General features: G+C 67.1%; 24 protein-coding genes and 1 pseudogene. 14 read left to right on the top strand and 11 right to left on the bottom strand.

Going from position 1 to position 25,115, the window contains the following annotated elements:
* Positions 1 to 36: 36 nt before the first annotated feature.
* The 4 genes from B5V46_RS17170 to leuC all read right to left on the bottom strand — a co-directional run bounded on the left by B5V46_RS17170 (position 37) and on the right by leuC (position 3,905).
* On the bottom strand, positions 37 to 1,149 hold the full coding sequence (locus B5V46_RS17170; protein WP_080617723.1) for an endonuclease/exonuclease/phosphatase family protein: 1,113 nt from the start codon (positions 1,147 to 1,149) through the stop codon (positions 37 to 39).
* Between the two features lie 5 nt (positions 1,150 to 1,154).
* Positions 1,155 to 1,760, bottom strand: a complete 606-nt coding sequence (leuD, locus tag B5V46_RS17165) for a 3-isopropylmalate dehydratase small subunit (protein WP_080617722.1) — start codon at positions 1,758 to 1,760, stop codon at positions 1,155 to 1,157.
* Between the two features lie 48 nt (positions 1,761 to 1,808).
* Positions 1,809 to 2,342: an HdeD family acid-resistance protein gene (locus B5V46_RS17160; protein ID WP_080617721.1), complete on the bottom strand. Its 534-nt coding sequence runs from the start codon at positions 2,340 to 2,342 to the stop codon at positions 1,809 to 1,811.
* A 147-nt stretch (positions 2,343 to 2,489) separates the two neighbouring features.
* On the bottom strand, positions 2,490 to 3,905 hold the full coding sequence (gene leuC, locus B5V46_RS17155; protein WP_080617720.1) for a 3-isopropylmalate dehydratase large subunit: 1,416 nt from the start codon (positions 3,903 to 3,905) through the stop codon (positions 2,490 to 2,492).
* Positions 3,906 to 4,447: 542 nt separating this feature from the next.
* On the opposite strand from leuC, the gene B5V46_RS17150 reads away from it, so the two are divergent.
* From B5V46_RS17150 to B5V46_RS20000, 11 genes and pseudogenes are all read left to right on the top strand, one after another.
* On the top strand, positions 4,448 to 5,821 hold the full coding sequence (locus B5V46_RS17150; RefSeq protein ID WP_080617719.1) for a mechanosensitive ion channel family protein: 1,374 nt from the start codon (positions 4,448 to 4,450) through the stop codon (positions 5,819 to 5,821).
* Between the two features lie 3 nt (positions 5,822 to 5,824).
* Positions 5,825 to 6,415 carry a heme-binding protein gene (locus B5V46_RS17145; RefSeq protein ID WP_080617718.1) on the top strand — a complete coding sequence of 197 codons (591 nt, stop codon included), beginning with the start codon at positions 5,825 to 5,827 and terminating at the stop codon, positions 6,413 to 6,415.
* Between the two features lie 157 nt (positions 6,416 to 6,572).
* Positions 6,573 to 6,941: a ribosome silencing factor gene (rsfS, locus tag B5V46_RS17140; protein WP_080617717.1), complete on the top strand. Its 369-nt coding sequence runs from the start codon at positions 6,573 to 6,575 to the stop codon at positions 6,939 to 6,941.
* Positions 6,941 to 7,411, top strand: coding sequence for a 23S rRNA (pseudouridine(1915)-N(3))-methyltransferase RlmH (rlmH, locus tag B5V46_RS17135; RefSeq protein WP_080618097.1), 471 nt, complete (start codon positions 6,941 to 6,943; stop codon positions 7,409 to 7,411). The genes rsfS and rlmH overlap by 1 nt, the downstream gene beginning before the upstream one ends.
* Before the next feature lie 168 nt (positions 7,412 to 7,579).
* Positions 7,580 to 9,100, top strand: coding sequence for a 2,3-bisphosphoglycerate-independent phosphoglycerate mutase (gpmI, locus tag B5V46_RS17130; protein ID WP_080617716.1), 1,521 nt, complete (start codon positions 7,580 to 7,582; stop codon positions 9,098 to 9,100).
* A complete protein-coding gene (locus B5V46_RS17125) occupies positions 9,097 to 10,272 on the top strand; it encodes a murein hydrolase activator EnvC (RefSeq protein ID WP_080617715.1) in 1,176 nt (391 codons plus the stop codon). The genes gpmI and B5V46_RS17125 overlap by 4 nt, the downstream gene beginning before the upstream one ends.
* A gap of 15 nt (positions 10,273 to 10,287) precedes the next feature.
* On the top strand, positions 10,288 to 11,637 hold the full coding sequence (locus B5V46_RS17120; RefSeq protein ID WP_080618096.1) for a S41 family peptidase: 1,350 nt from the start codon (positions 10,288 to 10,290) through the stop codon (positions 11,635 to 11,637).
* A 44-nt stretch (positions 11,638 to 11,681) separates the two neighbouring features.
* Positions 11,682 to 12,185 carry an RNA pyrophosphohydrolase gene (locus B5V46_RS17115; protein WP_080617714.1) on the top strand — a complete coding sequence of 168 codons (504 nt, stop codon included), beginning with the start codon at positions 11,682 to 11,684 and terminating at the stop codon, positions 12,183 to 12,185.
* 1,350 nt (positions 12,186 to 13,535) lie between these two features.
* Positions 13,536 to 13,712, top strand: coding sequence for a hypothetical protein (locus tag B5V46_RS20005; RefSeq protein ID WP_155774109.1), 177 nt, complete (start codon positions 13,536 to 13,538; stop codon positions 13,710 to 13,712).
* Positions 13,713 to 13,716: 4 nt separating this feature from the next.
* Complete coding sequence (locus tag B5V46_RS17110) at positions 13,717 to 15,147, top strand: mannitol dehydrogenase family protein (RefSeq protein ID WP_231119168.1); 1,431 nt, start codon at positions 13,717 to 13,719, stop codon at positions 15,145 to 15,147.
* A gap of 154 nt (positions 15,148 to 15,301) precedes the next feature.
* Positions 15,302 to 15,514 (top strand): annotated as a pseudogene (locus B5V46_RS20000) (hypothetical protein); the annotation flags it as partial.
* Between the two features lie 939 nt (positions 15,515 to 16,453).
* On the opposite strand, the gene B5V46_RS20290 reads toward B5V46_RS20000, so the two are convergent.
* The 7 genes from B5V46_RS20290 to dapA form a co-directional block, all read right to left on the bottom strand.
* A complete protein-coding gene (locus B5V46_RS20290; RefSeq protein ID WP_196774283.1) occupies positions 16,454 to 16,621 on the bottom strand; it encodes a hypothetical protein in 168 nt (55 codons plus the stop codon).
* A 609-nt stretch (positions 16,622 to 17,230) separates the two neighbouring features.
* Entirely contained in the window at positions 17,231 to 18,760 is a 1,530-nt protein-coding gene (locus B5V46_RS17095) for an AMP-binding protein (RefSeq protein ID WP_080617712.1), read from the bottom strand.
* Positions 18,757 to 19,173: a DUF3830 family protein gene (locus B5V46_RS17090; RefSeq protein ID WP_080617711.1), complete on the bottom strand. Its 417-nt coding sequence runs from the start codon at positions 19,171 to 19,173 to the stop codon at positions 18,757 to 18,759. Before B5V46_RS17090 ends, B5V46_RS17095 begins: the two co-directional genes overlap by 4 nt.
* Before the next feature lie 11 nt (positions 19,174 to 19,184).
* Positions 19,185 to 20,471 (bottom strand): TRAP transporter large permease, encoded by a 1,287-nt coding sequence (locus B5V46_RS17085; RefSeq protein ID WP_080617710.1) that lies wholly within the window; start codon positions 20,469 to 20,471, stop codon positions 19,185 to 19,187.
* Positions 20,471 to 20,986 carry a TRAP transporter small permease gene (locus tag B5V46_RS17080; protein WP_080617709.1) on the bottom strand — a complete coding sequence of 172 codons (516 nt, stop codon included), beginning with the start codon at positions 20,984 to 20,986 and terminating at the stop codon, positions 20,471 to 20,473. Before B5V46_RS17080 ends, B5V46_RS17085 begins: the two co-directional genes overlap by 1 nt.
* A gap of 69 nt (positions 20,987 to 21,055) precedes the next feature.
* On the bottom strand, positions 21,056 to 22,030 hold the full coding sequence (locus B5V46_RS17075) for a TRAP transporter substrate-binding protein (protein ID WP_080617708.1): 975 nt from the start codon (positions 22,028 to 22,030) through the stop codon (positions 21,056 to 21,058).
* Positions 22,031 to 22,098: 68 nt separating this feature from the next.
* Positions 22,099 to 22,980, bottom strand: a complete 882-nt coding sequence (dapA, locus tag B5V46_RS17070) for a 4-hydroxy-tetrahydrodipicolinate synthase (RefSeq protein ID WP_080617707.1) — start codon at positions 22,978 to 22,980, stop codon at positions 22,099 to 22,101.
* Between the two features lie 117 nt (positions 22,981 to 23,097).
* On the opposite strand from dapA, the gene B5V46_RS17065 reads away from it, so the two are divergent.
* From B5V46_RS17065 to B5V46_RS17055, 3 genes are all read left to right on the top strand, one after another.
* Positions 23,098 to 23,463, top strand: a complete 366-nt coding sequence (locus B5V46_RS17065) for a hypothetical protein (protein WP_080617706.1) — start codon at positions 23,098 to 23,100, stop codon at positions 23,461 to 23,463.
* 67 nt (positions 23,464 to 23,530) lie between these two features.
* Positions 23,531 to 24,673: an acyl-CoA dehydrogenase family protein gene (locus tag B5V46_RS17060; protein WP_080617705.1), complete on the top strand. Its 1,143-nt coding sequence runs from the start codon at positions 23,531 to 23,533 to the stop codon at positions 24,671 to 24,673.
* On the top strand, positions 24,670 to 25,113 hold the full coding sequence (locus B5V46_RS17055) for a MaoC/PaaZ C-terminal domain-containing protein (protein ID WP_080617704.1): 444 nt from the start codon (positions 24,670 to 24,672) through the stop codon (positions 25,111 to 25,113). Before B5V46_RS17060 ends, B5V46_RS17055 begins: the two co-directional genes overlap by 4 nt.
* Positions 25,114 to 25,115 lie beyond the last annotated feature (2 nt).

Raw genomic sequence — 25,115 nt, 5'->3', positions numbered from 1 at the left:
GGGTTATGGGTGGGGTAGCGGGCCGGTCCGGAGGCGTCAAGGCAGCGCCAGATCGGCCCAGACGAGACGGTGGCGCGAGGCGGTGCGCACGGTCTCGGCCAGCGGGCCGTCGGCGGGCCAGAAGACGCCCGCGCCGGTAACTTCGATCCCGGAAGAGGGCAGAACGTAATCGACGCGAAGATTTCCGGGGGCGGCCCCCTCGGGGGTATCGTCCCATTCGGCGGTGTCGCGCGCCGGATCGCCCCGCTGGGTGGCATTGGCTCCGGTCTGCGGGGCCGCGGCGGCGCCCGGGCTCGTGGGCCGGGGATCGGTCAGGCGCGGATCGGCGAGGAAGGCACGCATCGCGGCGCTGCGCCCGTCGCCATCCTCGGGGTCGAGATTGGCATCGCCCAGCACCACGAAGGGGCCTTCGGGCGGCGGCACATCCAGCGCGCCATCGATATAGAGCGTCCAGAGCCGAAGCTCGTCGCGGTTCCTCAGCCCGTTCCGGTCCTCGGGGCCGTCGAAGACGGGCGGGCTGGCATGGAAGGTCAGCAGATGCAGGACGGTGCCGCCCAGATCTACCGGCACATCCCAATGCCCGGTGGTCGAGAGCCGCTGCACCGCCTGCGCCCCGGCCGAGGGAAAGGGGGTGCCGTCCATCTCGGGCAGGGTCGCGCCGGGCAGGTCGCGCCAGAGCATCGCCGAGAAATCGCGGACCTCATCGGTCAGGATGGGAAAGCGCGACAGGATCGCCATGCCGTCCTGCCCGGCGAAATAGCCGAAGCCCTGGGCATCGCCCGGCCCGCCCACGCGGCCGTCGCCATCGAGATCGAGCCCGGTGCGCAGGCCGGTATTGGGTCTCAGCGCCAAGCGATGGGGATAGTCGAGATCGCGGGCGCGGAGCCGCTCGGCCAGCGCCGTCAGCGCCAGACCGTCGAGATCGTAATCGATGCCCTGCAGCGCAAGGATGTCGGGGCGTGCAGCCGCGATCACGTCGAGCACGGCCGCCACCTGCGGGTCCTTGTCCGAGAGGATGTCGCGCAGCATGAGGCCGGGGCCCTTGCGCGACAGATCTGTATTGAAGCTTGCCACGCGCAGATCGGCGGCGGCCGGAAAGGCGCAAAAGGCGGCAAGCAGGCCCGGCAGCAATGCGGCGGGCCTGCGCATCCGGGTCAGACCCAGGGCCGTTCCTGGGCCATCTTCGACTCGAATCCGTCGATGGCGGTCGCCTTGTTCAGGGTCAGGCCGATATCGTCGAGCCCCTCCAGCAGGCAATGCTTGCGGAACGGGTCGACCTCGAAGGCGATCTCGACCCCGTCCGAGGTGGTGATCGTCTGGTTCTCGAGGTCGATGGTCATGCGGGCATTGGCGCCCTTCTCGGCATCCTTCATCAGGATGTCGACCTGCTCCTGCGGCAGCGGGATCGGCAGGATGCCGTTCTTGAAGCAGTTGTTGAAGAAGATGTCGGCAAAGCTGGGTGCGATCACGCAGCGGATGCCGAAATCCTTGATCGCCCAGGGGGCGTGTTCGCGCGAGGACCCGCAGCCGAAATTGTCGCCCGCGACCAGGATCTGCGTCTCGCGATAGGCGGGCTTGTTCAGCACGAAATCGGGGGTCTCGTTGCCGTCCTGATCGTAGCGCATCTCGTCGAACAGGTTCACCCCCAGCCCCTCGCGCTTGATCGTCTTGAGGTATTGCTTGGGGATGATCATGTCGGTGTCGATATTGACCAGCGGCAGCGGCGCGGCGATACCGGTGAGTTTCTCGAATTTATCCATTCGTTTCAGGTCTCCTAGGGCCGGACGCGCCGCATGCGGGCGGCAGGGTCAGGCAGGTGTTTCAACATGGCGCGGCCGCCGCGCGACGATCCCGAAGGCGATCAGGCCGATCCCGTCCACGATCAGCTCGATCCCCAGCAGCAGCCCCAGAAGCGTGGTGGCGGCAGCAAAGAAGTTCGAGAAGATCAGGACCCCGATCAGGACCGAGGCGGCCCCGGTCAGAAGCAGCAGCCAGAACAGGTTGGTATGGCGGAAGGTGAAGGACAGCATCGCCCGCATGACGCCCATGGCCATGAAGAGCAGGCCAAGCAGAAGCGTCATCCAGGCGGCTCCGACCAGCGGGTTGATCAGGATCGACAGGCCCGCCAGCAGGAACAGAATGCCGACGAAGCCGTTGAGCCAGCGGTGACTGTCAGGCCCGCCTCGCATCACCGTGATCGTCTGGAGCAGACCGGCAATCAGGAACACGAGCCCGACGATCTGCGTTGCCGCGATGGTGGCGGCGAAGGGGTTGGCCAGCGCCACCACTCCGCCGATTAAGAGCGCGAGGCCGATGAGCGTGTAGATGAGCCAGTTTTTCATGGGAACCTCCTTGATGTAAGATTGTGTCGCCAGATCAACAGCCAGGGCGACCGATGGGTTCCCACGCGCGGATCCCGCCCGGCGGCCGCCCGGGCCGCCTTGAAACTGGGAGGAATCCGGCGCTTCATTGCCTTCGACGCCTTTTGTTCAGACAGTCTCGGCCAGCAGCTCGCGCACGTCGGTCAGGTGTCCCGTGACCGCCGCAGCGGCCGCCATGACCGGGCTCATCAGATGGGTGCGCCCGCCCCGGCCCATGCGGCCCTCGAAGTTGCGGTTCGAGGTGGCGGCACAGCGTTCGCCCGGCGCCAGCTGGTCGGGGTTCATGCCAAGGCACATCGAACAGCCTGCAAGCCGCCATTCGAAGCCCGCCTCGGTGAAGACCTTGTCGAGCCCCTCTTCCTCGGCCTGCGCCCGCACCAGGCCCGAACCCGGCACGACCATGCCGCGCACGCCCGGCGCCAGTTTCTTGCCCTTCAGGATCTCGGCCGCGGCGCGCAGATCCTCGATCCGGCCATTGGTGCAGGAGCCGATGAAGACGGCATCGACCTTGATCTCGGTCAGCGGCGTGCCGGGTTTCAACCCCATATAGTCGAGCGAGCGGCGCGCGGCCTCGACCTTGCCGCCCTGGAAGTCCTCGGGCGCGGGCACGGCGCCGGTGATCGGCAGCACGTCCTCGGGCGAGGTGCCCCAGGTCACCACGGGGGCGATGTCTTCGGCGCGGATCGTGATGACCTTGTCCCAATGGGCATCGTCGTCGGATTTCAGCGTCTTCCACCAGGCAAGCGCGGCTTCCCATTGCGCGCCCTTCGGCGCATGGGGGCGGCCCTTGACGTATTCGAAGGTGGTTTCGTCAGGCGCGATCAGGCCCGCGCGCGCGCCGCCCTCGATCGCCATGTTGCAGACCGTCATTCGGCCTTCCATCGACAGCGCGCGGATCGCCTCGCCGCAATATTCGATGACATAGCCGGTGCCGCCCGCTGTTCCGGTCTTGCCGATCACCGCAAGGGTGATGTCCTTGGCCGTGACGCCCGGCGGCAGCGTGCCGGTGATCTCGACCTTCATGTTCTTCGATTTCTTTTGGATCAGCGTCTGGGTGGCCAGAACATGTTCCACCTCGGAGGTGCCGATCCCGTGCGCGAGCGCCCCGAAGGCGCCATGGGTCGCGGTATGGCTGTCACCGCAGACAACGGTCATGCCGGGCAGGGTCCAGCCCTGTTCGGGGCCGACGATGTGGACGATCCCCTGCCGGATATCCGAGACCGGGTAATAGACAACGCCGAAATCGCGCGCGTTCTTGTCGAGCGCCTCGACCTGGATGCGGCTTTCCTCGTTGTCGATCTTCGTCTCGCGCCCTTCGGTGGTGGGCACGTTGTGATCGGGCACGGCGATGGTCTTTTCGGGCGCGCGCACGGTGCGGCCCGTCATCCGCAGCCCTTCGAAGGCCTGCGGGCTCGTCACCTCATGCACGAGATGGCGGTCGATATACAGAAGGCAGGTGCCGTCCTCGGCCTGGTCGACCAGGTGGGCATCCCACAGCTTGTCATAGAGGGTCTTGCCGGTCATGGAATTCTCCGCGGCTATGTCACTTGGCAAATGGAGAAACGGGTGCTGACGCCGCCTCAAAGGCGGGCGAGCACCGATCGGGTCGCGCCGAAGAATCGCCAGGGCAGGCGCGCGCGGTCGTCCATGTCGAAGACGCGTTTCATGAGAGCGGGATACTCCTTTGCCCCGCGTCGATCAAGGGCATGCGCTTGTCGGGGCGGAGGGGCATCCTGACGATGTAGATGCATCCTCTGCCGCATGCCGCATATCTTGCGGCGATGACGGAATGCAGTCGTTCAAGCCTGGTGCGCCCCATATCTCTGTTGCCCCGCCCGACGCCCACCCATGCCGCCGAGGCCCGGCGTTTCCATCCGGGGGCAAGGCTTCCGCCTTTGCGACTCCGTGCCGGCATGTCGTGATGCCGAAGGGCGGCAAGGGCACTATCCCGACAGGCCCGGTCGCCTGCGATCCCTGTGCGGCCTCGAACTCCATGCCTGAGAGCCGCTGCGGGAAGCCTTTGGCTTTCTGTCCTCCTGACCTAAGCTAGGAAAAAAGGAGGCCCGATGGAGAGCGATCCCTCCCCGATCCTGCAGGAATTGCAGATGCTGGCCGAGCAGGCCCGGGGCTTCGGACAGAGCCTAACCCGCCCGGGCTGGCGGATGTATCAGATCGGCATCCTGCTGGGGCTTTTCGTAGTGGCGCAACTGGGGACCTGGGCGTTTTACGGGCGGCTATATGGCTGGCTCCGGGCGCGCGAGGGCTGGCCGATCTGGCGTTTCCGTACCGCGCTGATCCTGCTGCGCCGACTTCGGATCATCCTTCTGGTATGTCTGGCCTGGATCACGGTCTGGGCGATGCGCGAGCTGACATGGCCCTCGCGCAGCTATCTGGTGGCCATCGGCGCGACGCTGGCCACGGCCTGGCTTTTCGTCGGTCTGGCCGCGCGGCTGGTACGCAACCCCTTCCTGCGGCGGCTCGTGACCTGGGGGCTCTGGGTCTATGTCACGCTTTACGTCATCGGCCTGGACGACGAGGCGGCGGCGCTGCTCGATTCGCTCCGGCTCGGCATGGGCGATCTGCACATTTCGGCGCTGACCCTGATCAGGGCCGCTGTGGTGACCGGCGTGCTCTTCACAGGCGCCCGCCTGATCGCCACCACCTCGGCCGCACGCATCCGGCGCGATGACGACATCTCGCCCTCGATGCGGGTTCTGATCGTCAAGATCCTGCAGATGAGCCTTTACGGCGCCGCGGTCTTCCTCGGGCTCAAGCTGGCCGGGTTCGACCTGACCGGTCTCGCCGTGTTGTCGGGCGCCATCGGCGTCGGGCTCGGCTTCGGCTTGCAGAAAGTGGTCTCGAACCTTGTCTCGGGCGTCATCATCCTGCTCGACAAGTCGATAAAGCCCGGCGACGTGATCTCGCTTGGCGACACCTTCGGCTGGATCAACGCGCTTGGTGCGCGCTATGTCTCGGTCGTCACCCGCGAGGGCAAGGAATACCTCATTCCGAACGAGGATCTGATCACCAGCCAGGTGGTCAACTGGTCCCATTCCAACGAATTCGTCCGGCTCGACATCTTCTTCGGCACCTCCTATGGCGACGACCCGCATCTGGTGCGCAGGCTGGCCATCGAGGCCGCCGCCGGCGTCGACCGGGTGCTGGCCGAGCGCCCGCCGGTCTGCCATGTGGTCGGCTTCGGCGACAGCTCGGTCGATTTCATCCTGCGATTCTGGATCGTCGATCCGAGCGAGGGCCTGACCAATGTGCGCGGCGCGGTGTTCCTCGCGCTCTGGGATGCGTTCAAGGCCAATGGCGTCACCATTCCCTTCCCGCAGCGCGAGGTGACGGTCCTGCCCGGCAGCCGACTTGCCGCAGAGCCTTTGCCCGACACCGTTTCCGACCAGTCTCTGTCGTCGAAATCATCGAAGGAGTCCTGACCGATGCGCCTTTCCGTCCTTCTGGCCGGGCTTGTCCTGGCCACTGCGTTATCCGGGGGCCTTGCCCGCGCCGAGACCTATCGCGGCTACCCGGAAGTTCCCTATACCGCCGAGCGCCTTTCCGGCGCGCTCGAGCTGCGCCATTACCCTGCGCGCACCATTGCCGAAGTGGTTGTCGACGGCACGCGATTTGGCGCCATCAATCGCGGCTTCAGCGAATTGGCGCATTATATCTTCGGCGAGAATGCCGCAGGCGAGAAGATCGCCATGACCGTTCCGGTTGGCCAGACCCGTACCGATCTGGGCTGGGCGATCCGCTTCACCATGCCCGAAGGCTCTGTTCCCGAAACCCTGCCCGAACCCGCGAAAACCTGGGTCAAGCTGCGTCGGCTGCCGCCCGAAACCCTTCTGGTGACGCGTTTTTCCGGCCGCGCCACGGCCGGGAAGCTGAATGCCGCCGGGCGCGAGCTGGTGGCCGAGGCCAGGGCGCGGGGGCTGCGCCTGAGCGGCGCCGCACGGCTGATGTTCTACGACGATCCCTTCACCATGCCCTGGAACCGCCGCAACGAGGTCGCCTATCTCGTGGCGCGATAACGCCGTCCGGCTGCCGTGCGCATTGAGATTTTAACCGCCCGATGCTAAATAGGACTCATGCCCAGCGCCGGGGCACCGACGGCGCGCCACGTAGGAGGACAATGTCCTGTCTCACAATCTTGAGGTGGCCTTTGACGGGGCCGCAGCAAACGCAGCCATGAGCGCGCTGCTTCCGGATGTGTCGAGCGAAGAGCTCCTCGAACGCATTCTCGCTTCTCTCGACGACGACAAGGCCGAAGACGTGGTCCGGATAGACCTGCGCGGCAAGTCCAGCGTGGCCGATTACATGGTCATCTGTTCGGGCCGCTCGACCCGCCAGGTCTCTGCCATCGCGCAGAAACTGAAGGACCGGCTCAAGGAAGAGCTGGGCCGCAGCTGCAAGATCGAGGGCGAGGATCAGGGCGACTGGGTGCTGGTCGATATCGGCGACGTGATCGTGCATGTCTTCCGCCCCGAGGTCCGCGAGTTCTACCAGCTCGAGAAAATGTGGATGCCCGCCGCGGCAATGGCCCCCGCCCGGGCCTGATGCGGGTTCATGTCTGCGCCGTGGGGCGTCTGCGCAAGGGCCCCGAGCGCGACCTGATCGAGGATTACACCGCCCGCTTCGACCGGACCGGCCGGGGCCTTGGCCTCGGCCCGCTGAGCTTTGCCGAGGTCGAGGACCGCAAGGGCGGCGGCGCTGCTGCCGAGGCCGCGCTCCTGAGCCGCGCCGTGCCGCAGGGCGCGGCGGTTTGCGCCCTCGACGAGCGCGGCCAGACCCTCGGCTCGCCCGATCTCGCGGCGCTGCTCGCGCGCTGGCGCGATGCCGGGCGCGGCGATGCGGCCTTCGTGATCGGCGGCGCCGACGGGCTCGATCCGGCGCTGGTCGCCCGGGCGGATGCGGTGCTGTCCTTCGGCCCGATGGTCTGGCCCCATATGCTGGCCCGGACCATGCTGAGCGAACAGCTCTACCGCGCTGCCACCATCCTCGCCGGCCTGCCCTATCATCGCGCCTGAGCGTCTTCCCGGCCCGGATACCCCTGAAACCGCAGCCGAAAGGCGCCACCTTCGGCAGATGAACCGCCCGGGGCCGCCGGTCCTGTGACGCCCTGGCATCGAAGCCCGCTGTTGTTCTCTCGCCCCGTGCCTTTTAGAAGGGGCGCAACCGCAGAAGGGCCCCTTGCCATGACCACACCGAAACCCGTCGTTCTTTGCATCCTAGACGGCTGGGGCATCGGCCCCACCCATGACGACAATGCCCCGCTTCTGGCCGAGACGCCAAATTTCGACCGGCTGATGCAGACCTGCCCGCATGCCGTCCTGACGACTTTCGGTCCGGATGTCGGCCTGCCTACCGGGCAGATGGGCAATTCCGAGGTCGGCCATACCAATATCGGCGCCGGCCGGGTGGTGGCGATGGATCTGGGCCAGATCGACCTGTCGATCGAGGATGGCAGCTTCTTCGCCCGGCCCGCCCTCACCGAGTTCATCGACAAGATGAAGGCCTCGGGCGGCACCGCGCATCTGATAGGTCTGGTCTCCGATGGTGGCGTGCATGGCCATATCGCGCATATCCTCGCGGCCGCCCGCTGCATCGCCGAGGCAGGGGTTCCGGTCGCGATCCACGCTCTGACCGATGGCCGTGACGTGCCGCCGCAATCGGCCGACCGTTTCATCCCCGAGCTTGCCGGGGGCCTGCCCGAGGGCGCCCGCATCGCCACTGTGATCGGGCGTTATTACGCCATGGACCGCGACAATCGCTGGGAGCGGGTGAAGCTGGCCTATCACGCCATGGCCAACGGGCTCGGCGAAGAGGTGGCCAGTGCCGCAGAGGCGGTGCAGAAGGCCTATGACCGGGGCGAAACCGACGAGTTCATCCACCCCTCGGTGGTTGCGGGCCATGAGGGCATGAAGGATGGCGACGGGCTGTTCTGCCTCAATTTCCGCGCCGACCGCGCCCGCGAGATCCTGCGCGCCTTCGTCCAGCCCGATTTCGACAATTTCGACACCGGCACCCGGCCGGATTTCGCGGCGGCGCTGGGGATGGTCGAATATTCGGTCGAGCATAACGCCTGGATGTCCACGGTCTTTCCCAAGCGCAAGATCGTCAACACGCTCGGCGAATGGGTGGCAAAGCAGGGGCTCAGGCAGTTTCGCCTCGCCGAGACCGAGAAATACCCGCATGTCACCTTCTTCCTGAATGGCGGCAAGGAAGCGCCCGAGACCGGCGAAGACCGCTTCATGCCCTCGAGCCCCAAGGTCGCGACCTACGACCTGGCGCCCGAAATGTCGGCCGAAGCGGTCGCCGACAACCTGGTCGAGGCGATCGAGGCGCGCTACGATCTGATCGTGGTCAATTTCGCCAATCCAGACATGGTCGGCCATACCGGCATTCTCGCCGCGGCGATGAAGGCCTGCGAGGTGGTCGACAAGGGGCTTGGCCGGGCACTTGCCGCGCTTAAGGAGGTCGGGGGCGCCATGATCGTCACCGCCGATCACGGCAATTGCGAGACGATGATCGACCCGGCCACCGGCGGTCCGCATACCGCCCATACGCTGAACCCGGTGCCGGTGATCCTGTTCGGAGGTCCGGAAGGGGCGCGGCTGCGCGACGGCCGGCTCGCCGATCTGGCCCCGACCGTGCTTCAGCTCATGGATCTGCCGAAGCCGCCCGAGATGACGGGCGAGACCCTGATCGAGCGGTGAGACGGGCGGGCGGTCCGGGGCGTGCCCTTCTGATCGCCGGGGCCGTGCTGGCCGTGCTTTCCGGCCCGTTCGGGTTTGCCCCGGCTCTGGCCGCCAGCGCCAGCGCCGATCCGGCCGAGACCGCCCGCGAGGCCGCCGGCGCCCTTCGCGACGCGACGGAACGGCTGCGGGCTGCGGGTGGCGCCCGGGACCGGGTCGCGGCCCTGACCGAAACCGTCCGTGCCTATGAGGAGGGGCTGGCCGCGCTGCGCGAGGGGCTGCGGCGTGCGGCCCTGCGCGAGCAGACCATCGCCGCCGTGCTCGATGCCCGGCGCGAGGAGATCGCCCGGCTGGTCGGCGTGCTCGCCGGGCTCGAACGCAATCCCGAGGCCTTGGTCCTCTTGCATCCGACCGGGCCGCTCGGCGCGGCGCGGGCGGGCATGATGCTGGGCGAGGTGACCCCGGCGCTGCAGGCCGAGGCCGAGGCGTTGCGGCGCCAGCTGGACGAGATCGCGCTGATCCGCGCCCTGCAGGAAAGCGCGGCCGAGGATCTGGCGGCGGGGCTTGCAGGGGTGCAGACCGCGCGCACCGAGCTCAGCCAGGCCATCGCCGACCGCCGCGACCTGCCGCAGCGCTTTGCAGCCGATCCCGGGCGGCTGGCCCATCTCGCGCTGAGCAGCGAGACGCTCGATGGCTTTGCCGAAGGGCTGGCCGAAGTCGGGGGGATGGCGCCCGAAGGCAGCGCGGGCCCGGGCTTCGAGGCCTTGCGCGGGAGCCTGCCCCTGCCGGTCGAGGGCACCCTGCTGCGCGGCTTCGAGGAGGCCGACGCGGCGGGTGTGCCGCGCCCCGGACTGGTGCTGGCGACCCGGCCGCTGGCGCTGGTGACGACGCCCGTCGCGGCCACGATCCGCTATCGCGGACCGCTGCTCGACTACGGAAATGTGATGGTTCTGGAACCCGCCGAGGGATATCTGCTGGTGCTTGCCGGAATGGCGCAGGTCTATGGTGGCGAGGGCCAGGTCCTGCCCGGCGGCGCGCCGGTCGGGCTCATGGGCGGCGCCGATCCCAACAGGGCGGCGTTTCTGGACGCGGCGGCAGAAGGCGGTGGCAATGACCGGCCGGAAACGCTTTATATGGAATTGAGACAGGGCGGCAGCCCCGTGGACCCGGCGCCGTGGTTCGCGCGACAGTAAGGATTGAGGATGCCGATGAAGAAATTCGTGGTCGCCGCACTGGGCGGCGTGGTTGCCGGAACGCTCGTCGCCACGCAGGTGGCCGGCCCGCTTCTGGCCGATGAGGCCAAGTCGAACGGCTCGGTCTATGAACAGCTCGATCTCTTCGGCGATGTGTTCGAGCGGATCCGCTCGCAATATGTCGAGGAGGTCGACTCGACCAAGCTGATCGAAGCCGCGATCAACGGCATGCTGACCTCGCTCGATCCGCATTCGAGCTATCTGCCGCCGAAGGATTTCGACGACATGCAGGTGCAGACCCGCGGCGAATTCGGCGGCCTCGGGATCGAGGTCACGCAGGAGGACGGTTTCGTCAAGGTCGTCTCTCCGATCGACGGCACCCCGGCCGAGGAGGCGGGCATCGAGTCGGGCGATTTCATCACCCATGTGAACGGCGAGAGCGTGCTCGGGCTGACGCTGGACGACGCGGTCGAGAAGATGCGCGGCCCGGTCGGCAGCGAGATCGTCATCACCGTGGTCCGCAAGGGCGCCGACGAGCCCTTCGATGTCACCATCACCCGCGACACCATCAAGCTGACCGCGGTGCGGTCGCGGGTCGAGGGCGACACCGTCGTGCTGCGCGTCACCACCTTCAACGACCAGACCTATTCGAATCTCGAGAAAGAGTGGACCAAGTCGGTCGACGAGCTTGGCGGGATCGAGAATGTCGACGGCGTCGTGCTCGATCTGCGCAACAATCCCGGCGGGTTGCTGCCGCAGGCGATCAAGGTTTCGGATGCTTTCCTCGATGCGGGCGAGATCGTCTCGACCCGGGGGCGCGATCCGCAGGACAGCGACCGCTACAATGCCACCAAGGGAGATCTGACCGGCGGGCTGCCGATGGTGGTCCTGATCAATGGCGGCTCGGCCTCTGCCTCGGAAATCGTGGCGGGTGCGCTGAAGGACCATCGCCGCGCCATCGTCGTCGGCACCCGCAGCTTCGGCAAGGGCTCGGTCCAGACCGTGATCCCGATGAAGGGCGAGGGCGCGATGCGGCTGACCACGGCGCGCTACTACACCCCCTCGGGCCGGTCGATTCAGGCGCTGGGCGTCGCCCCCGACATCGTGGTGGAACAGCCCCGGCGTGACCCGGCCGCCGCCGAGAAGACCGAGGATCAGCCCTCGTCGGCGCTGCACATGCGCTCCGAGGCCGATCTGCGCGGGGCGCTCGACAATGACAGCATGACCGAGGACGAGCGCAAGCAGGCCGAGGACGAGCTGGCCAAGGCCGAGGCTGCGGCGAAGCTGCGCGAAGAGGATTACCAGCTGGCCTATGCGGTCGACATCCTCAAGGGCCTCGCGGCGCTCGACCCCGAACACAAGTGACAGGAAGGGAGGGGGCCGGGTCGCACCGGCCCCGAAGGTATCGGATGACTCGCGAAGAGATCGAGAAACTGCCCTATCGCCCCGGCGTGGGGATCATGCTTGTGAACGGCGCCGGCCGCGTCTTCGTCGGCCAGCGCAAGGACTGGGCCGAACCGGCCTGGCAGATGCCACAGGGCGGGATCGACAAGGGCGAAGAGCCCGAAGAGGCGCTGTTGCGCGAGCTTTGGGAAGAGACCGGGGTGACCGCCGATCAGGTCGAGATCCTGGCCCGCACCGAGAACTGGATCGAGTACGACCTGCCGCCCGAGCTTCTGGGCACGGTCTGGAAGGGAAGATATCGCGGCCAGAGGCAGCTCTGGTACCTGCTGCGCTTCCTCGGGGCCGACGATCAGGTGAACATCGCGACCGAGCATCCCGAATTCGAGGCCTGGACCTGGATCGACGCCGAGGCGCTGGTCGATCATATCGTGCCCTTCAAGCGCGCGCTCTATGAACGCGTGGTGGCCGAGCTCGCGCCGCGCATTCCGACGCAGGAAGGGGCCGCCTGAGGCGTTTCCGGCTGATCTGGCGCATATGCGGGGTTGGGCCTCGCCCGCGCGCCTTCAGGCGTTGATGTCAAGGCTGGTGCAAGGCCGTCCTCCGATCCTCGAAAAGGGGACGGATCGCCCCGGGGGGGCTCCTCGGGGCGCTTTCATTCGGCCGGCACGGGACGCCCCGGTGGCCCTCTCGAGGGACGAAGGGGCCTTCAGGCTTTGGATCTCTCGGCCGGATGTGTCGCGACCGGCCTGTCTGGCCGCCCGCGGGCCGCGCCAATCGCCTCTCGAGGCGGGGCAGACGGACGGTTCGGGGCGCCGGTCCGACGGCAGCCAACTGCTTGTCTCCGCGGTTCGAGTCGCGCACCAGGCGCTGGAATGGGGGCAAGGCCCATGGCACAGCTCTGTACGGCAGACCGGCGCAGCCATGAACGCCGATCACAAGCTTCAACCGCAGCTCCGAGCCAGGCATTCGCGAGAGAGCCGGGTGGGACAGGGATCCGCCGGATCCTTGCAGGGCCAGACCCGAAGACCATCGTGAAAGCACGCCGGTCGTGGGCGCGCTCCAGTGAACAGGGTCGTATCATCCGGACGTCCGGGCCGGACAGAGCTGCCGTCGCTCCGATCCACCGGATGCCGGGCCCGTCCGCAGTTTCCTTCCGCAGGCAGCCCGGAAAGAAGGTTAAGCGGGCAGGTCGAGGTCAACGTCATCTCCATACACATGAGCAATTGTGTCGGCGTAGACGTCAGCCGCCGTGACGGGCACCAGACAGCCTCTCCAACGCTGATATCTTCCCTGAATCGCTGCGACAGCTTGCGGGCGCCTCATGGCCTTCATCAGATCTGTCACCGCCCCTATGCCGCCCGGTGTTCCGGCGCCTTCGCATCATTCGCCGACCTCGCTGGGCAGGAGCCCATTCATGGGCATTGTCCCATTGCACGGCGCTGGGGCCACAACTCCATGTCACGAAGTGCCCATCCCCTTCATATGCAAAAGGCGCCGGAGCATCCGTCCCGGCGCCTCAATCAGCGTCTGTCAGAGATCACCACAAGGGCACCGGGTGACAGGTTTCACCCCTGATACCACTCGCGCAGGCCTATGCTTTCGTTCGTGAATTCATGAGCTTACTCTGACCGAGACCCGCACCGGCCGGCAGGCGCTGCCCTCGGAGCAGCCACTCGGCGAAGGCGCCGCGAGCGAAGCGGGCGCCGGCGGCGGAACCATCGCTGCCGTCACCGGTATTGAGCGCGGGGGAAAGGTGATATACTAGAATGTCAGTTGCAACGGGGGCTCGCATCCACCGCAGTCGTGTCCGACATCGCAGATGGCGGAGCGAGGACCCGGACGGTTTCAGGGAGTATTTCATGGCGCCGTGCAACCCCGGCAAGTTCTTTGCGCGCGATCCCGGCGCCCGGAAGATCGTTTCCGAGATCGCAGCCGAACCCGAGACCACCCCCGAACCGTCGATTTTCCCTGTTTCTCCGCATCGCGGCGGTCGTGGCGCGGAGTTGAATGCAGATGGAGGCAGGCTTGTCCGCTGACCGAATGACCCGTACCGCGAAGGCCCCCGAACCCGGCATCGTCCATCTTGGCCTCGGTGCCTTCTTCCGCGCGCATGGCGCGATCTATACCGAAGAGGCCATGGCCCGCTCGGGCGGCGCCTGGGGCATCATCGGCGTCTCGCTGAAATCGCCCGGCACGCGCGACGCGCTGGCACCGCAGGGCTGCGCCTATACCGCGCTCGAGCTGGGCGCCGAGGGGGCCATCGCCCGCCCGGTCGAGATCATCCGCGAGGTGCTGGTCGCGCCCGAGGACCCGCAGGCGGTGCTCGAGGCGATGGCCGATCCGGCGATCCGCATCGTCACGCTCACCATCACCGAGAAGGGCTATTGCCACGACCCGGCGACCGGGGCGCTGAACCTCGAGCATCCCGACATCGTGCACGATCTGGGCGCGGCCCATCCGCTCTCGGCGCCGGGCTATCTGGTGCGGGCGCTGCAGCTTCGCCGCGACCGGGGCCTCCGGCCCTTCACCGTTCTGACCTGCGACAACCTCCCCGAGAACGGCCGCCTGGTGCGGGGCGTGGTGCTGGCGCTCGCCGCGCGGATCGATCCCGCGCTTGCCGACTGGATCGGCAACGAGGGCCGCTTCCCCGCCACCATGGTCGACCGGATCGTGCCCGCCACCAGCGCCGAGGACATCGCCCGGGTCGAGGCCCTGACCGGATACCACGACGCCGCCCCGGTGATGCACGAGCCGTTCCGGCAATGGGCGATCGAGGATGATTTCGTCGATGATGCGCGGCCCGACTGGGGCGCGGTCGGCGCCGAGCTGGTGGCCGATGTCACCCCCTACGAACACATGAAGCTGAGGATGCTGAACGGCGCGCATTCGGCGCTGGCCTATCTGGGCTATCTGGCCGGGCACGAGACCATCTCGGACAGCGTGGCCGATCCGGCGCTGGGAGGCTTCGTGCGCCATCTCTGGGCCAAGGAGATCACTCCGTCGCTGACCCCGCCGCCCGGCGTCTCGCTGTCGGCCTATGCCGAGGCGCTGGCCGCGCGCTTCGCCAACCCCGCGATCCGTCACCGCACCTGGCAGATCGCCATGGATGGCAGCCAGAAGCTGCCCCAGCGCATCCTTGCCACCCTGTCTGACAATCTCGTCGAGGGCCGCGCGAGCCCCGGGCTGATCCTGACCGTCGCGGCCTGGATGCGCTATGTCGGCGGCATCGACGAGGCGGGCCAGCCCATCGATGTGCGCGACCCGCTGGCCGAGCGGCTGCGCGTGCTGAGCGACGGCGCCGACACGCCCGAAGGCAAGGTCGAGGCGCTGCTCTCGGTCCGCGAGGTCTTCCCGCAGGCGCTGTCCCTGACCCTCAAGCGCCAGCTTGCCGAGGCCTATTCCCGGCTTCTGAGCGAGGGCGCGCGGGTGGCGGCCAGCGCCGCTTGTGCCGAAACGGCAGAGGCGGACTGACAGGGCGGGGGGCCAGCGGCCGTGCCGGCCCCCGAATGCCCGCCGCATCTAGATTGTTCCGTCGCCTGATCGGGGTTGCCAAAGATCCGGAGCGCGCAGGCCCGCCCGCCTGCGCGTCAGGGCTGCGCCCGGCCCCGGACAGGAGGACCCGCAGATGACCGACTTCTTCCACGGTATCGACAAGATCGCCCATGAAGGCCCCGACAGCCCCAATCCGCTGGCTTTCCGCCATTACGATCCCGACGCGCTGGTGCTGGGCAAGCGGATGGAGGATCATCTGCGCTTTGCCGGGGCCTATTGGCACAGTCTCTCCTGCGCGCGCCGCCGTCATCCGTTCATCGCGAGGGCTTGGTGGGGGGGCGTTCCGCTCCGGCGACCCCGTCCCGGCGCCTCCCCTGCGATGCGCCGCCGCGCGATGGCGGACGGCGTGACGCCCGACATGATGGGCAAGCTGTGATGATGGGCAAGCGGCGCCGCGAGCTGGCCCGGATACTCAGTGCCACTGACTTGCGGCTCCGGCCCCAGATCCCGATCAGCGGCCATCTTGCCAGGGCGTCCCGCCTCTCTGACCATTGGGGCGACCGGGGCTGCCGGTGATGTCGTCCCCTGGCGCTCTCCGCGAACCTGTTCGGGGTCGACAGCGGGGGCCGGCCCGAACCGGGCTCTGGCCATATCGGAGGTCATGGCCGGAAGAGGGCGGCTGCCGCGGAAGCGATGGCTGACAAAAAGCGCTTCGGGCATCTGTCCTCGCGGGCGTTTTGGTCACGGGGGGGCCTGCCGGGGTTGCTGGGCGTCTTCTCTTGCCTTTCGATGCGGCCCGAAGCCCGTTGGCATTATCGCCCCGATCTGCGATCACCCGGTCGACAGAGGCCGGAGCCCCCGAGATCGCGCACACGCAGCGCTGGTCGTTGAGCAGAGCGGGACAGGATCGTCGCTCGGGCCAATCGCGGTCCGAAACATGGGGATGCGAAGGCGCGCGCGCGAGCAGATGCCTCGGGATCTTCCATGTGGTGCGCCGATGGCCTTCCTGACGAGACGGTCGGCGGCAAATCGGCCGGTATGGTCGAAGATCGCGAAGAGCTTCGCCATGGTGCTGGCAACTGTCCGAAGCCCATGGTGGGCGCGTGCCTTCAGGGTCTGCATTTCGGCCTTCACGACTGGGTTCAAACCGGCGGCGCCTTCGATGGCGTGCCGCTGGACGCGTTGTCGCCTGGGGTGTTTCCTTCGACATCCGGCAATCGCGAAATGCCGTGGCGACGAGATGCAGTGGCGATTGCGTCAGATCCGGAATTGCGGGCTCAGGCGCCTATGCCCGGGTGGCCGGTTGCGTGTCGGTCGGCGTGTCCCGTGCCATGTGCCAGCGCTGCGAGCGCGCGGCGCATGGCTGGCGCCAGCGGGCAGGGCGCTGGGGCGCGGCATCGATATGAACGAAGACGCCCTCGTCATCGCGGAAAAGCGCGATCTCGCAGCGCATCGGGCCTCGGCCCAGATGGGCGACCCTGATCGCGGCCCTGAGCCGGTCTGGAAAGGCTATCTCGGAATGATGGTGGCCGTCGGTCTCTGCTACGCGCCCGATTTTTGCGCCGCTCCGGATGTCGAGCCCCCTGCTTCTGACCGCCATCCGCTGACCGCGGTGGCGAACCGCGCAGGATGCACCACATTGCTCATGTGGCGGTAAATGTCCTTGTCTTTCCTGCGGGTGGCCATGCTGCGGAAGCTCTTGAAATCGGCGCGGCCGGCAGGGGGCTCTCAGTTGGTCGTCGGTTGGGATCCCCCTGATCCTGCGGCTGCGCTCGTCTGCCAAGAACTTCTCTGGGGGGCTGAAATCGGCCGCCTCCGGTCCGGGATAAGGCGTTGTCTTCGCCCGGTTTCGGAGATCGGGGTGACGACCCCGCGGAAATGTCGCGAGGAACGCAGCCGCAATTCGCGGGCGCCCCGGTCATGGCCCGGCGCTGGTCCGAAGGCCCAAGTCCCCGGCCGCCGAAAGCGTATCTGCGCAGGGTAGCACCTTTTCCGGCGGCCCGGCAACGCCACCGGCTGCCGGGATACGGGGAAGACGCGCGGGGCCATGTGCTTAGCGGGGTCAGGCGCAGGATGAGGCGCTGCCGGGGCCGTCTTCGGTCCTGTCGGGTTCGAACTCGGCGCGGAGCGCCTTGCGGCGGATCTTTCCGAAACCGTCGCGGGGCAGGGTGCGGCGCAGCTCGAAGCGCTTGGGCACCTCGGCCGGGGCGAGATGGGCGGCGCAGAAATCATGCAGTTCGGCCGGGTCGGGGCTGACGCCTTCTGCCGGCACGATGCAGGCCAGCACGCGCTGACCCCAGTCGCGATCCGAGATCCCCAGCACCACCGCATCGGCGACCTGCGGATGGCGCAGCAATTCGGCCTCGACCACCTCGGGATGGACCTTGACCCCACCGGTATTGATCACGTCATCCGAGCGGCCCGCGAGATAAAGATAGCCCTCGTCGTCGAGCCAGCCCATGTCGCCGATGCTCTGGAACCCGTCCTCGTCGCGGCGGGGCTCGGGCGCGTCCGGACCCAGATAGCGGCTGCGACCGGACAGATCCTCGGGCCGCATGAAGATCTCGCCGCGCGCGCGCGGGCCCAGCTGCGCGCCCTCGGGGTCATAGATCCGGATCTCGGTCTCGAAGCCGCGCCCGACCGAGCCCTTGCGCGCCAGCCATTCGGTGCCCGTGATGACGGTCTGCCCGGTATTCTCGCCCGAGCCGTACATCTCGAAGACGCGCTCGGGCCCCAGCCGCTCGATCCAGGCGGCCTTGAGCCAGGCCGGGCAGGGCGCGCCGGTATGATAGAAGGCATGCAGGCTGTCGAGGGCCGCGCCGGTGGCCTTGAGCCGGTCGAGCATCCGCACCATCATCGTCGGCACCACCATGGCAAAGCCGACCCGGAAGCGGTCGATGGCCAGAAGTGCCCGGTCGGCGTCGAATTTCTCCAACAGGATCAGCTGGTTGCCTTCGAAAAGCCCGTTCTGCGCCCAGGTCTGCGGCGCGTTATGGGCCAGCGCTCCCGCGACCAGCTGCACCTGATCGGTGCGGAACCCCAGCGCGGGCGCGATCCGGCCCCAGCTGGCGCCGGGGATACGGGTATGGGGCCGGTCGTCGGCCATCATCTTGGGCAGCCCGGTCGAGCCGCCCGAGAGCACGATCTTGCCCGGGCAGGAGACCGCGTCCGCGACCGGGGTCGCGGGGGCGAAGGCGGCCAGCCGTTCCAGCGCGGCGCGGTCCAGATCGCCCCGGCCCGGGGTCTCGGCAATCCAGAGCCGGGCGCCGATCCGGGCCTTCAGCGCGGCGGCAAGCTCGGGCGCCAGATGCGGGTCGGCGACCAGCGTCGTCGCGCCCAGCCGCCAGACCGCCAGCGAACTCGCCAGATGGGTGGGCGTGTTGGCGAGCCCGATGCCGACCACATCGCCCTGAGCGACCCCGCGTGCCGCCAGCACATGGGCGATGCGGTCGACCGAAGCGTCAAGCGCATCCCAGCCGATCGCCTCTTCCTGCCCGTCGGCGACCAGAAAACGGACGGCCTCGGCCGCGCCGCGCGCCTGCGCGAGCTGGCGCAGACGGGCGCCGAAGGCGATGGGCCGGGAGGCTGTCACGCGTCGACCTCTTCGAACAGGATCTCCTGGGCGCCTTCATACAGCACCTTGGGCCCGAGCTCGGCCAGTTTGTCGGTATTCGAGGTCAGGGTGATGAAATGATTGCCCGCAAGCTGGCCGAGCTTCGAGGCGAAATGCACGCCGCCATAGGCCAGCAGGATCTCGGTCTCGCTGATCCCGCCCGGATAGAGGATGATCTGGCCCGGCGCCGGGTAGCTGGTGTGGTTCTCGTAGCCGAGGCCGAAATCGGTCTCGCCCAGCGGGATCCAGACACCCTCGCCCGACCAGCGGACATGGACGACCTGGCCCTTGAAGGGCATCCTGGCGCGGAAGGCGGCGACGGTCTTTGGCGCGGCATCTTCGAAACGGGCGTCGAACTCGATCCCGGCGATGGTGACCTTGAGTTTTGTCATGGCAGTCTCCTTCAGTCGATGAGGCCGGCAAGGCGCGGCAGTAAAAGCGGAAGATCAGGGATCAGCGTCACCGCAACCAGCACGGCGAACAGCCCGGCCAGCGGCAGCGCGAGTTTCTTCGCCACCGACAGCACCGGTCGTCCGGCGACGCTGGAGGCCACGAAGAGCGACACGCCATAGGGTGGCGTCACCGTGCCGATGGCGCAGTTGAGGATGATCAGCAGCGAGAAGTGGATCGGGTCCACCCCCATCTGGGCTGCGATGGGCGACAGCACCGGCACGATGATCAGGATCGCGGCGATGGTCTCGAGGAACATGCCGACGAAGAGGAACAGCAGGTTCGCGATCAGGAGGAACATCAGCGTCGAGGAGGACACGCTGGCGATCCAGTTGCCGAGAAGCTGGGGCACGTTGGCATTGGCGATGAGCCAGGAAAAGACGCTGGCGGTGCCGATGATCAGCATCACCGCCGAAGACAGCGAGACGGTGCGCAGGATCAGGTCGGGCAGGCGCCTGAGGTCGAGATCGCGGTAGAGGAAGGCGCCGACCAGAAGCCCGTAAAAGCCCGAGACGGCGGCGGCCTCGGTCGGCGTGAAGACGCCCCCGAGAATGCCGCCGAGGATCAGCACCGGCATGCCGGCGGCGGGCAGCGCGGCCCAGCCGGTGCGGGCCAGCCGGGCAAAGGTGAAGGGCTCGGTCTCGCGATAGGCGGGGCCGCCCTTCCGGGCATGGAAATAGGCGATGACCATCAGGATCGCGATGCACATCAGCCCAGGCACCACGCCCGACAGGAACAGCGCGCCGATCGACACGTTCGACACGACCGCGAGGATCACCATGGTCAGGCTGGGCGGGATCACCTGGGCGATGGACCCGGCCGAGGCGATGATCGCGGCGCCGAAATCGACATCATAGCCGCGGCGTCGCAGTTGCGGCTGCATAATCGCCGAGATCGCCGCCGTGTCGGCCGAGCCCGAGCCCGAGATCGCGGCCAGCCCGGCGGCGGCAAGGCAGGAGACCTGCAACAGGCTGCCCACCACCCAGCCGATGACGGCCGAGGCGAATTCGACGATCCGGCGCGAGATGCCGCCCGCATCCATGATCACGCCCGCGAAGACGAAGAACGGGATCGACATCAGCGTGAAGGTGTTCAGCCCGGCAAAGACCCTCTGGCTGACGATGGCGACAGGGACGTCGGTCGTGGTGACCAGCGCCAGCACCGCCGAGGCGCCCAGCACGAAGACGACCGGCACGCCCGCGAGCAGCAGGAAGACGAAGGCAACGGCAATCACCAGCATCAGATCGCCTCCTCTTCATGGTCGAGGCTGGGCGGCGGGAACGGGTCGTTCCAGCGCAGGATCACCGAGAGCAGCAGCTCCAGCGCGATATAGCCCGCGCCCACCGGCAGGCAGAGATACATCCAGGCCATCGGCATCTGCAGCGACGGCGAGGTCTGGAACGCGCCCATCCGCAGGAGCGGCTGGCTGCCCCAGGCGAGAACCGCAAGGAAGGCGGCAGAGACGAGCGCGATGAAGATCAGCGCGGCCCGCGCCCAGGGCAGCGAGAACCGCGCGGGCACCATGTCGATCGCGACATGCTGGCCCCGGGCCATGGCGACGCCCGCCCCCAGCAGCACCAGCCAGATCTGGCAGAAGGTCGCGATCTCCGAGGCCTGGGCGATGGAATAGTTGAAGATGTAGCGCCCGGCGATCTGGATCAGGACAGCTGCCATCATCACCGAGAACAAGAGGATCACCGCGGCCGAAACAAGCCGGCGCAGCATGAGAAGGGTGCGTTCGATCAGCGGCAGCATGACGGTCCTCCGGGAAAAACGGGAAAGGCCCGGCCGCGCAAGGCGGCCGGGAGGTCGGGGAGGGAACGGTCAGTTCACCGCCTGCAGCAGCTCGAACAGCTCTTTCTGCGCATCGGTCTGGATGTATTTCTCCTGGATCGGGGCTGCGGCGGCGCGGAAGGCGGCATCGTCGGGATGCGAGATCCTGACGCCCACCGCCTCGAGATCGGCAAAGCGCGCAGTGTCGCTGTCGCGATAGGTCTGGCGCTGGAACCGGCCGGCCTCGATCCCGGCTTCGTCCAGCGCGGCCCGGACGTCGGCGGGCAGCGCCTGATAGGCGGCCTCGCCCATGATCACCGGCGCCACCAGTTCCAGCCAGCCGATCACCGCCCAGTCGGGGGACACCTCGTAGAACTTTTTGGCGTAGTAATTGGTGTTGGCGGCCTCGGCCCCGTCGACGACACCGGTTTCGAGCGCGCCGTAAAGCTCGGTATAGGCCAGCGGCGTCGGGTTCGCCCCGAAGGCCTTGAAGGTGTCGACATGGGCCGGGTTCTGCATGGTGCGGATCTTCAGCCCCGCAAGGTCGTCCAGGGTCTGGATCGGGGTCTTGGTCATGATGTGACGGGTGCCCGCCGAGAAGAAGCTGACGAGGTGAAAGCCCTTCTGGTTCAGGATCTCCTGGGCCTTGGTGATGACCGCCGGATCGCTCAGAGCGCGGTCCATCTGATCGGCATCCCTGAACAGGAAGGGCAGGCTGAAGACGGCCAGATCGGGCACGAAATTGGCCAGCGTCTCATTCGCGGTCACGGCCAGGCCGACCGTGCCCATCTGGGTGCCCTGGATGCTTTCCATCTCGTCGCCGAGCTGGGCATTGTCGAAGACCTGGATGGTGGCCTTGCCGCCGGATTTCTCTTCGAGAATCTCGGCCATCTTGCGCATGCCGACGCCATAGGGCTCTTCGGCATTGGCGTTATGGCTGGCCTTCAGCACGATCTCCTGGGCGAAGGCGGGCAGCGCGGCCGAGGCGCCGAGGGCAAGGCAGAGCGCGAGGTTGGTCAGTTTCATGGGGCGTTTCCTTTCGGGGGTCTCTCTGTCGGGGCGGATGTTCGTGCGGGGCTTCTGGCGGCCCCGATTCAGGCTTCCGCCAGAAGCCCGAGATCGTCGAGGATGCGGCGCAGCTGGTCCTGCCTGTCCTGCGGCAGCGGCAGCCGCGGCGGGCGCGGCGCGCCCATCGGCCGGCCGATCATCGCCATCGCGGCCTTGGTGGCCGAGACGTAGAGATCGCCGGCCAGCGCATTGATCAGCGGCAGGCATTTCACGTAGATCTCGCGGCCCTTGGCGGCATCGCCGTCGAGGGTTTCGGTGAACATTTCGGCCGAGAGCCGCGGCGAGATATTGGCCATGACCGAGCTGTAGCCCATCGCGCCGCAACGGTAGCTTTCCCATGGGTAATAGCCCGCGAAGACCGTCAGCCGGTCGCCGCACAGCTCGATCAGTTCGGTCACCCGGTGGACGTTCTTCGAGGTGTCCTTGATCGCGACGATATTGTCGATTTCCGAGAGCCGCGCGACCAGCGGCGCGGTCAGGTCGACATTGGCGGTGAAGGGGTTGTTATACAGCATGACCGGGATCGACAGCGCCTCGGCCACGCGGCGGAAATGGGTGAACAGCTCGTCATCGGTGGGCGAGGAATAATAGGGCGGGACCAGCATCACCCCGTCGGCGCCCAAGGCCTCGGCATCTCTGGACAGCGCGATCGCCTCGTCGGTCCATTCGGCAGACGTGCCGATCAGCACCGGCACCCGGCCCCCGGCCTGACCGATCACCGCCTCGGCGACCTGCCCCCGTTCCTCGCGCGTCAGCGACAGGAACTCGCCGGTCGAGCCCAGCGGCACCAGCCCATGCGCGCCCTCGGCGATCTGCCAGTCGGTATAGCTGCGCATGGCGGGCAGGTCGATCCGACCCTCGTCGTCAAAGGCCGTGACGCAGACCGTGTAGCTTCCCCTGAATCTCATTCCGATTCCCATTTTAGATCTCAAACTGTTTATTGCAGAATTGATATGATCATGTATCCGGTCAACATCCGGCCCCGCTCCGGGCGCCGGGCGCCCCCGTCACGACAGGAGATCGCCATGCCCTTCATCGAAGTCTTCGACCGCGAACCCGTGCAGGAAACACGGGCACTTGCCACCTCCCTGATGACCGATGGTCTCTGCGCAGCCTTCGGAATCAAGCCGGAAATCGTCACCGTCTATTATTTTTCGACCCCCGAAAATTCCTACGGACATGCCGGAAAATATGGCAAAAATGCTGAAATATTCCGCATTTTTGCAAAGGTGCATGCCTTCCCCAGGTCGGCCGGTGCCAAGGCCGAGGCGGCGCGCGCCCTGACCGGCGCGCTCTGCCGCGCCTATGGTGCGCAACCCAAGGACGTCATCGTCTACTTCTTCGACCGCGATCCGGGCGATGCCTTCCATGGCGGTGTCGCTTCGGCTTGACCCGCGCCTTGCGTCACGGAATGCTTGTGATCAGATTTATACATATAGACCTCAAAGGAGATCGCTCTTGGATCAGTTCTTCACCGAAGAGCAGCGCATGGTGCGCGATACCGCGCGCAAGCTCAGCGATCAGGTGATCGCGCCCGCCGCTGCCGCCATCGACCGCGACGACGTCTTCCCCCGCGCCATCTACGAGACCCTTGCCGAGCAGGGGCTGTTCGGCGTCGCCCTGCCCGAAGAGGCCGGGGGCGTCGGGCTCGACGCCATGGCCGCCTGCATCGTGATGGAGGAAATCGCGCGCGGCTCGGGCGCGGTCGGCAATGCCTTCGCGATTCCGGTCGAGGCGGCGCTGTTCCTGAACCACCATGGCAGCGACGAGACCCGCAAATGGATCCCCGGCATCGTCGAGGGCCGGGTCATTCCCGCCACCGCCGTCACCGAACCCGATTGCGGATCGGATGTCGCGGCGATGAAGACCACCGCCCGGCGCGATGGCGACGATTACGTGATCAAGGGCAGCAAGGCCTGGGTCACCTTCGGCCAGATTGCCGATGTCGTCATGGTCTTTGCCAAGACCGACCCCGAGGCCGGACATCGCGGCATTTCCTGCATCCTGGTCGAGACCGACCGTCCCGGCGTCCATCGTGGCAAGTCCGAGGAGCTTCTGGGGATGCACGGGCTTGCCGATTGCATGCTCAGCTTCGACGAGGTGCGGGTACCGGTGGCGAACCGGATCGGGCCCGAGCATGGCGCCTTCAAGATGGCGATGGAGAATTTCAACTTCTCGCGGCTGATGATGTCCTCGATGGCGCTGGGCATGGCCCAGGCCGCGATGGAGGATGCCGTCGCCTATGCCAATGACCGGCGGCAGTTCGGCAAGCCGATCTTCGATTTCCAGGCGATCCAGTTCATGATCGCCGACATGTCGAAGGATATCGCCGCCGCGCGCCTGCTGATCCATCACGCCGCGAAGCTTTACGATGCGGGCCGTCCCATCGCGCTGGAGGCGGCGCAGGCCAAGCTGTTCACCACCGACATGGCCCAGGTCCATATCTCGAACGCGCTGCAGATCCATGGCGGCAACGGCTATTCCCGCGAATACCGGATCGAGCGGCTGTTCCGCGACGTGCGGCTCAGCCAGATCTACGAGGGCACCAACCAGATCCAGCGCATGATCATCGCCCGCCAGGTGCAGAAGGCCTGCGCATGAGCCTGTATTACGAGGATATCGAGATCGGGGCGCGGTTCACCACCGCCTCCCATGTCATCACCGAGGCCGACATCGCCGGTTTCTGTCGGCTGACGCGGGACCATCACCCGCTGCATACCGACGAGGCCTATGCGAAACAGGCCGGGTTTTCCGGCATCATCGCGCATGGGCTTTACGGGCTGGCGCTGATGGAGGGGCTGAAGACCGGGCTGAAGCTTTACGAGGACAGCTCGATTGCCTCGCTCGGGTGGAACGCGGTGCGCTTTGTCCGGCCGATGGTGGCGGGCGACGAGGTGCATGTCGAGATGGCCTTCACCGACCGGCGCGAAAGCCGGTCGCGGCCCGCGGGTGTCGTGACCGAGGCCGTCGATCTGATCCTGGCCGATGGCAGCCCCGCGATCACCGCCGAACATGTCTCGTTGATCCGCAAGCGGGGCTAGGC

Source organism: Rhodovulum sp. MB263 (assembly GCF_002073975.1).
Taxonomy (GTDB): Bacteria; Pseudomonadota; Alphaproteobacteria; order Rhodobacterales; family Rhodobacteraceae; genus Rhodovulum.
Note: the sequence above shows the minus strand (reverse complement) of the source record. Positions and strands in the feature narration are given on the sequence as shown.

What these genes read in the sequence shown, in the direction of transcription:
- B5V46_RS17170 (WP_080617723.1), bottom strand. Translation starts at nt 1,149, where the DNA reads ATGCGCAGGCCCGCCGCATTGCTGCCGGGCCTGCTTGCCGCCTTTTGC.
- leuD (WP_080617722.1), bottom strand. Translation starts at nt 1,760, where the DNA reads ATGGATAAATTCGAGAAACTCACCGGTATCGCCGCGCCGCTGCCGCTG.
- B5V46_RS17160 (WP_080617721.1), bottom strand. Translation starts at nt 2,342, where the DNA reads ATGAAAAACTGGCTCATCTACACGCTCATCGGCCTCGCGCTCTTAATC.
- leuC (WP_080617720.1), bottom strand. Translation starts at nt 3,905, where the DNA reads ATGACCGGCAAGACCCTCTATGACAAGCTGTGGGATGCCCACCTGGTC.
- B5V46_RS17150 (WP_080617719.1), top strand. Translation starts at nt 4,448, where the DNA reads ATGGAGAGCGATCCCTCCCCGATCCTGCAGGAATTGCAGATGCTGGCC.
- B5V46_RS17145 (WP_080617718.1), top strand. Translation starts at nt 5,825, where the DNA reads ATGCGCCTTTCCGTCCTTCTGGCCGGGCTTGTCCTGGCCACTGCGTTA.
- rsfS (WP_080617717.1), top strand. Translation starts at nt 6,573, where the DNA reads ATGAGCGCGCTGCTTCCGGATGTGTCGAGCGAAGAGCTCCTCGAACGC.
- rlmH (WP_080618097.1), top strand. Translation starts at nt 6,941, where the DNA reads ATGCGGGTTCATGTCTGCGCCGTGGGGCGTCTGCGCAAGGGCCCCGAG.
- gpmI (WP_080617716.1), top strand. Translation starts at nt 7,580, where the DNA reads ATGACCACACCGAAACCCGTCGTTCTTTGCATCCTAGACGGCTGGGGC.
- B5V46_RS17120 (WP_080618096.1), top strand. Translation starts at nt 10,288, where the DNA reads ATGAAGAAATTCGTGGTCGCCGCACTGGGCGGCGTGGTTGCCGGAACG.
- B5V46_RS17115 (WP_080617714.1), top strand. Translation starts at nt 11,682, where the DNA reads ATGACTCGCGAAGAGATCGAGAAACTGCCCTATCGCCCCGGCGTGGGG.
- B5V46_RS20005 (WP_155774109.1), top strand. Translation starts at nt 13,536, where the DNA reads ATGGCGCCGTGCAACCCCGGCAAGTTCTTTGCGCGCGATCCCGGCGCC.
- B5V46_RS17110 (WP_231119168.1), top strand. Translation starts at nt 13,717, where the DNA reads ATGACCCGTACCGCGAAGGCCCCCGAACCCGGCATCGTCCATCTTGGC.
- B5V46_RS20290 (WP_196774283.1), bottom strand. Translation starts at nt 16,621, where the DNA reads ATGCGCTGCGAGATCGCGCTTTTCCGCGATGACGAGGGCGTCTTCGTT.
- B5V46_RS17090 (WP_080617711.1), bottom strand. Translation starts at nt 19,173, where the DNA reads ATGACAAAACTCAAGGTCACCATCGCCGGGATCGAGTTCGACGCCCGT.
- B5V46_RS17085 (WP_080617710.1), bottom strand. Translation starts at nt 20,471, where the DNA reads ATGCTGGTGATTGCCGTTGCCTTCGTCTTCCTGCTGCTCGCGGGCGTG.
- B5V46_RS17080 (WP_080617709.1), bottom strand. Translation starts at nt 20,986, where the DNA reads ATGCTGCCGCTGATCGAACGCACCCTTCTCATGCTGCGCCGGCTTGTT.
- B5V46_RS17075 (WP_080617708.1), bottom strand. Translation starts at nt 22,030, where the DNA reads ATGAAACTGACCAACCTCGCGCTCTGCCTTGCCCTCGGCGCCTCGGCC.
- dapA (WP_080617707.1), bottom strand. Translation starts at nt 22,980, where the DNA reads ATGAGATTCAGGGGAAGCTACACGGTCTGCGTCACGGCCTTTGACGAC.
- B5V46_RS17065 (WP_080617706.1), top strand. Translation starts at nt 23,098, where the DNA reads ATGCCCTTCATCGAAGTCTTCGACCGCGAACCCGTGCAGGAAACACGG.
- B5V46_RS17055 (WP_080617704.1), top strand. Translation starts at nt 24,670, where the DNA reads ATGAGCCTGTATTACGAGGATATCGAGATCGGGGCGCGGTTCACCACC.